7 protein-coding genes are annotated in these 5,781 nt (G+C 73.0%); 4 read left to right on the top strand and 3 right to left on the bottom strand.

The window, feature by feature from the left end; all coding sequences use genetic code 11:
* Positions 1–207: 207 nt before the first annotated feature.
* Together I5E_RS06135 and I5E_RS06130 are read right to left on the bottom strand one after the other, a co-directional pair.
* On the bottom strand, positions 208–1,020 hold the full coding sequence (locus I5E_RS06135; RefSeq protein ID WP_022906216.1) for a methyltransferase domain-containing protein: 813 nt from the start codon (positions 1,018–1,020) through the stop codon (positions 208–210).
* A gap of 2 nt (positions 1,021–1,022) precedes the next feature.
* A complete protein-coding gene (locus tag I5E_RS06130; protein ID WP_022906215.1) occupies positions 1,023–1,820 on the bottom strand; it encodes an HAD-IIA family hydrolase in 798 nt (265 codons plus the stop codon).
* Between the two features lie 178 nt (positions 1,821–1,998).
* Between I5E_RS06130 and I5E_RS06125 the strand changes: the two genes are divergently transcribed.
* Together I5E_RS06125 and I5E_RS06120 are read left to right on the top strand one after the other, a co-directional pair.
* Positions 1,999–2,676 (top strand): TetR/AcrR family transcriptional regulator C-terminal domain-containing protein, encoded by a 678-nt coding sequence (locus I5E_RS06125; protein ID WP_022906214.1) that lies wholly within the window; start codon positions 1,999–2,001, stop codon positions 2,674–2,676.
* A gap of 28 nt (positions 2,677–2,704) precedes the next feature.
* On the top strand, positions 2,705–3,370 hold the full coding sequence (locus tag I5E_RS06120) for a TrmH family RNA methyltransferase (RefSeq protein ID WP_022906213.1): 666 nt from the start codon (positions 2,705–2,707) through the stop codon (positions 3,368–3,370).
* A gap of 72 nt (positions 3,371–3,442) precedes the next feature.
* On the opposite strand, the gene I5E_RS06115 is transcribed toward I5E_RS06120, so the two are convergent.
* Positions 3,443–4,432, bottom strand: coding sequence for a LacI family DNA-binding transcriptional regulator (locus tag I5E_RS06115; protein WP_049973456.1), 990 nt, complete (start codon positions 4,430–4,432; stop codon positions 3,443–3,445).
* Between the two features lie 267 nt (positions 4,433–4,699).
* Here I5E_RS06115 and I5E_RS22600 point away from each other — a divergent pair, with 267 nt between their 5' ends.
* Both I5E_RS22600 and I5E_RS24285 read left to right on the top strand, forming a co-directional pair.
* Entirely contained in the window at positions 4,700–5,596 is an 897-nt protein-coding gene (locus I5E_RS22600) for a hypothetical protein (protein WP_022906211.1), read from the top strand.
* A 10-nt stretch (positions 5,597–5,606) separates the two neighbouring features.
* Complete coding sequence (locus tag I5E_RS24285) at positions 5,607–5,729, top strand: NAD-dependent epimerase/dehydratase family protein (protein WP_022906210.1); 123 nt, start codon at positions 5,607–5,609, stop codon at positions 5,727–5,729.
* Positions 5,730–5,781: the final 52 nt, after the last annotated feature.

Here is a 5,781-nt window from a genome sequence, read left to right as displayed (position 1 = left end):
GCGGCGACGACCGCTGGACGCTCGACCGGAGGTTGCGATCGCGGGCTGACCGTCCTGGTTCCGAGGACCCGGGATGCGCGAACCAGAACGGTCACGCCGCCGGGAGATCCTCGTTCCGAGCCGAGCCGAGCCGAGCCGAGCCGAGCCGAGCCGAGCCGAGCCGAGCCGAGCCGAGCCGAGCCGAGCCGAGCCGAGCCGAGCCGGGGCTCAGGGCTTGCGGCCGACGGCGAACACCCGCCGGAACGGGTACACCGTGCCGTGCACGCCAGCCGGGTAGGCCGACCGGAGCGCCGCGGCGTACTCGGCCTCGAACGCGGAGGTCGTCGCGCCGGTCGGGTCCGCCGCGTCGAGCGCCTGCAGTGCCGGACGGAGCCCGGTGCCACGGACCCAGTCCAGCACCGGGTCGACGCCCGTCAGGAGCTGGGCGTAGGTGGTCTCCCATGCGCGGGCCGCGAACCCGGCGTCGAGCAGGATGCCGAGGTACCCGGCCGGGTCGAGCACCGGCTCGGAGCGCAGGACCCCGTCGAGCGCGGACGCCCAGCGCCCCGAGGCCGCGACGGACCGCATGAGCGCGTGCGACGGCGACCCGAAGTTGCCCGGCACCTGCATCGCGAACCACGAACCGGACGGCATCGCGTCGAGCCACGTCGGCAGCAGGGACACGTGGGACGGCACCCACTGCAGTGCCGCGTTCGTCACGACCACGTCGTCGGTGGGGCCCGGCGTCCAGTCCTCGATCGCACCGAGCGCGAACGACAGGTTCGGCACGTCCGCCAGGGTCGGGTCGGCCGCAGCCGACGCGAGCATCTCCGCCGAGCTGTCGATCCCGACCACCGTCGACCGACGCCACCGCGCTGCCAGCGTGGCGGTGAGGGCCCCGGGACCGCAGCCGAGGTCGACGACGCGACGTGGCGCCTCCTGGCCGGCACCCGACGGCCACGCGACCTGCGCGATGAGGTCGTGGAACGGCCGCGCGCGGTCGTCCGCGAAGGCGGCGTACCGTGCTGGGTCCCAGCGCATCGTCAGATCTCGACCTCGAAGGGTTCGGTGCGGACGAGTTCGTGCACGCCCGAGATGATCTCGCTCGGCCGGAAGGGGTACTTCTCGATCTCGGCCTGGTCGCTGATCCCGGTCATGACGAGCACGGTGTGGAGTCCGGCCTCGATGCCGGCCTGCACGTCGGTGTCCATCCGGTCGCCGATCATGCCGGTGTTCTCGGAGTGGGCGCCGATCCGGTTCATCGCCGACCGGAACATCATCGGGTTCGGCTTGCCGACCACGTAGGGCTGCTTGCCGGTGGCCTTCTCGATCATCGCCGCGATGGCGCCGGTCGCGGGGAGGACCCCCTCGGCGCTCGGACCGGTCGCGTCGGGGTTCGTGACGATGAACCGGGCGCCGTCGCGGATGAGCCGGACGGCCTTGGTGATCGCCTCGAACGAGTAGTTGCGGGTCTCGCCGACGACCACGTAGTCGGGAGCGGTCTCGGTCATGATGAAGCCGGCCTCGTGCAGGGCGGTGGTCATGCCGGCCTCGCCGATGACGAACGCCGAGCCGCCGGGCATCTGGGACCGGCAGAAGTCGGCGGTCGCGAGGGCCGAGGTCCAGATGCGGTCCTCGGGGACGTCGATGCCGGAGCCGCGCAGCCGGGCGCTGAGGTCGCGCGGCGTGAAGATCGAGTTGTTCGTCAGGACGAGGAACTCGGTGCCCTGGTCCTGCCACTGCTGGAGGAGCTCGGGAGCGCCGGGGAGCGCCTGGTTCTCGTGCACGAGCACGCCGTCCATGTCGGTCAGCCAGCACTCGACCTCGTCGCGGGATGCCATGCCCTCACCCTAGTGCGCGCCCGTGACGGCCCGGCTCGGTTCCGGCTCGGAGAAGGCCGGGAGGAACGGATCGGCCCTTGCGGGCAGGCCGCGGACCCGGGATGGTCGAGACACCGAACGGCGGTCGGCTTTGCCCTAGGCTTTTCGGGACACGTACTGGAACCAAGGAGGCAGCACCGTGCTCGTCGAACCCGGAACCCCGACCGCTCCACCCCGGCCCGCCTCGGCGCCGGAGCAGGCCGAGGTGACCCCGCGACGACGCCGTGGCCGCCCCAACGTGCTCAGCCGCGAGCAGGTGATCGACGCCGCGACCGCCATCGCGAACGAGGACGGGCTCGACCGGCTCTCCTTCCGTGCGCTCGGCGTCCGCCTGGGCGTCGCGCCGATGACCGTGCACCGGACCATCGGTGGCCTGGACGACCTGCACGCCGAACTCGTGCGCCGCACGGTCGACGAGTTCACCGCCACGTTCGTCTGGCCGGACGAGTGGCACGCGGTCGTGCGGACCTTCGCCACGACCTTCCGCGACCTCATGCTCACCCACCCGCTCGTGCTCGAGTCGCACAGCCGTCGCGGGGCCCTGGTCTCGACGGAGTCCGACGCCGTCGTGGCGAAGGTCGTCGGCGCGCTGCGGTCGGCCGGCCTGCCCGACGCCGAGGCGATGTACGCGTTCTTCGTCGTCTACGACTTCGTGGTCGGGCACACGGGCGTGCAGGTCGGACGGGGTTCCGCCGCGGCCGGGCGTCCGGAGCGGCACGCACTCGTGGCGGAGATCCTCGGTTCGCACTCGTACGAGGAGCGGTTCTCCCTCGGGCTCGACGTCCTCATCGCGGGGATCGAGGCACGCGTCCGCTGACGTCCGGGACCGGCTCTACGCTGGGGACGTGACCGCCGTCCCCGAACCGTCCCACGAGCGGACGACGCACGGGGTGGGACCGCACCCGGAACCCTGGCCGGACGACCCGCGGCTCGACCCGGAGCTCCTCGCGACCGGGGACACCCGCAACGTCGTCGACCGCTACCGGTACTGGTCGATGGACGCGATCGTCGCCGACCTCGACACCCGCCGGCACGCGTTCGACGTCGCCATCGAGAACTGGCAGCACGACCTCAACATCGGGTCGATCGTGCGGAGCGCCAACGCCTTCCTCGCGGGCACGGTGCACATCGTCGGGCGTCGGCGGTGGAACAAGCGCGGCGCGATGGTGACGGACCGGTACCAGCACGTCCGGTACCACCCCGACGTCGCCGCCTTCCTCGAGGCCATGCGCGCCGAGGGCCGTCCGGTGATCGCGATCGACAACACCCCCGGGGCGTCCCGCATCGAGACAGCGCCGATCCCGGAGCGGTGCGTGTTCCTGTTCGGCCAGGAGGGCCCCGGGCTGACCGACGAGGCCGTCGCCGGCGCGGACGGACACCTCGAGATCGCGCAGTTCGGGTCGACGCGGAGCATCAACGCCTCGGCCGCCGCGGCGATCGTCATGCACAGCTGGGTCGTCCAGCACGCCGACACCGGCCGCACCAGCGGGGCCGACGGCACCGCGTCCTGAACCCCGCAACCCGTTCGTCGCAGCCGGCGGGGCGAGGGTGAGTCGCGCCTCCAGTCCGCCGACGCGTCGGCGTCAGCGCGCCGCGGTGGTGCGCCGCGCGACCAACCGGGGCTCGACCAGGACCTCGGTCGCCGCCGACGTCGGGTCGGCGATCCGGGCGAGGAGTCGTTCGCCGGCGCCGCGCCCGATCTCGACGCTGCGGTCGTCGATGCTGGTCAGCCCGACGTACCGCGTCGCCGCGAGCGGGGTGTCGTCGTAGCCCATGACCGACACGTCCTCGGGGACGCGCAGCCCGCGCTCGGCGAGCTCGGACAGGGCACCGAGGGCCATCACGTCGTTCGCCGCGAACACCGCCGTGACGTCGGGGTGCGCGTCGAGCAGCTGCGCGACCGCGCGGGAACCGGCCTCCTCGGTGGGCTCGCCGGGGAGCACGACCGTGGCGACCTCGGCGCGGCCGTCGACCCCGGCCCCGAAGCCGATCCGCCGCTCGTCGGACGCGGCCGACGAGGCCCCGATGAACCCGAGTCGAGCGTGCCCGAGGCCGAGCAGGTGCTCCGCGGCCATCACGCCGCCCGCGCGGTCGTCGTTCGCGACGGTGTCGGCACGGGGGATCGCGACGCGTCCACCGGCGATGACGAGCGGTGTGGAGGCCGGGACGGCCAGGTCGGTGTCGGGCTCACCGGCGATCACGAGCCCCTCGACGCGCATCGACAGGAAGCCCTCGACGGGCGAGGCGTCGAGCCCGGTGTTGAGGAAGCGGTCGGCGACGACGAGCCGGTGGCCCTGGTCCTGCAGGGACTCGCGGAGGCCGGTCAGCAGGTCCACGAACCACTGGTTCCGGAAGTCGTCGAGGACGACGCCGATCGTCCGGGAGCGCGTGCCCGCGAGCGAGACCGCGGCCGTGGAGGGGCGGTAGTCGAGCTCCTGGATCGCCTTGAGCACCGCATCACGCCGCTGCTGGCTCACCCGCGGGGAGCGCTGCAGGACGAGCGACACGAGGGACTTCGAGACCCCGGCGCGCGCGGCGACGTCGTAGATGGTCGCGGGTTTGCCGGCTCCCATGATCTGCATCGACCTCCGTGGCTCTCCCGTCGATGGTAGCGGGGGCGGGGCGGGCGCACGCTCGGGGCGGCGCGCGCGGCGCGCGCGCGGCGCTGGGCCGCTGGGCCGCTTCGTGAGCAGAAACGGTCGGGTGCGTGGTCCCGACCCGACATCTCCTGCTCACGATCTGCGCGTGGTCACTCCTCCACACGGGAGGCGCGGTGCGAGTTCTGCACGAGTGCTTCCGGTCGGGGGTGGTGCGGGAGCACGGGGCGCGAGCATGACCGCATGCGACCACGCCCGCTTCCGCCCGCGCTCCGCAACCGCGCGTTCGACGTGCACGCCGCGGACCGCGCAGGAGTCTCCCGACAGCGACTCCGTCGAAGCGACCTCGTCCGGCCCACCCGGTCGATCCGGTGGGCCCGCGATCGCCCACCCGACGCCGTCCAGCGGATCCGAGCCCTCCGGCCGGTCCTGCTGCCCGGACAGTTCATCAGCCACGTCTCCGCCGCCGTGCTCTGGGGGCTGCCCGTCCCGGTCGACGACGGCGCGCCGGTGCACGTCACGAGTCCGATCCCGACCGCCCAACCGCGTCGCACGGGTGTGGTCGGACACCGGATCACGCCCGACCGAGCGGACGTCGTCGAGCGGTGGGGCATGCCCGCGAGCACTCCCGCAGCGCTGTGGGTCGACTGCGGCGCGATGCTGACGATCGACGAGCTCATCGTGCTCGGCGACGCGATCGTGACCGAGCCACGGTGCCGCACGACGATCGACGACCTCCGGAGCGCACTCGTCCGGGCCGGAGCCCGAGCAGGTGTCCGGAAGCTGCGGACGGCGATCGAGCTGGTCCGGGTCGGTGCCGGTTCGCCCCAGGAGACGCGGGCACGGCTCGCGATCGTCCGCGCGGGCCTTCCCGAACCGGAACTGCGGGTCGAGGTCCGAGACGAGGCAGGGTCCTTCATCGGCCGGGTCGACATGGCCTACCCGCGGCACCGCGTCCTGATCGAGTACGAGGGCGACCACCACCGCACGGATGCCGCGCAGTGGGCCAGCGACCTCCGTCGCTACCGTGAGGCCGAGCGCCTCGGCTGGGTCGTCGTCCGGTGGTCGCGCTCGGACCTCACGCGGTACCTCGGCGAGGCCATCGGACACCTGCGGTCGGTGCTCACGCGCCGGGGGTAGCGTCCGGGCAATGGCGACGCTGCTCATCACCGGGGCCGCCGGACACATCGGCGCTGCGCTCCGGCCGCGACTCCTCGCGGCCGGTCACGACCTCGTGCTGTTCGACGAGCGCAGGACTGACGACTCCCCGTAGGATCGGGCGGTGCCCGATCGCTCCCTCGCGGTGTTCCCGGCCTACCGGGACA

Source organism: Curtobacterium sp. B18 (assembly GCF_000333375.1).
In the GTDB taxonomy this organism is placed as follows: Bacteria; Actinomycetota; Actinomycetes; order Actinomycetales; family Microbacteriaceae; genus Curtobacterium.
This window is presented reverse-complemented; position numbering and strand designations above follow the sequence as displayed.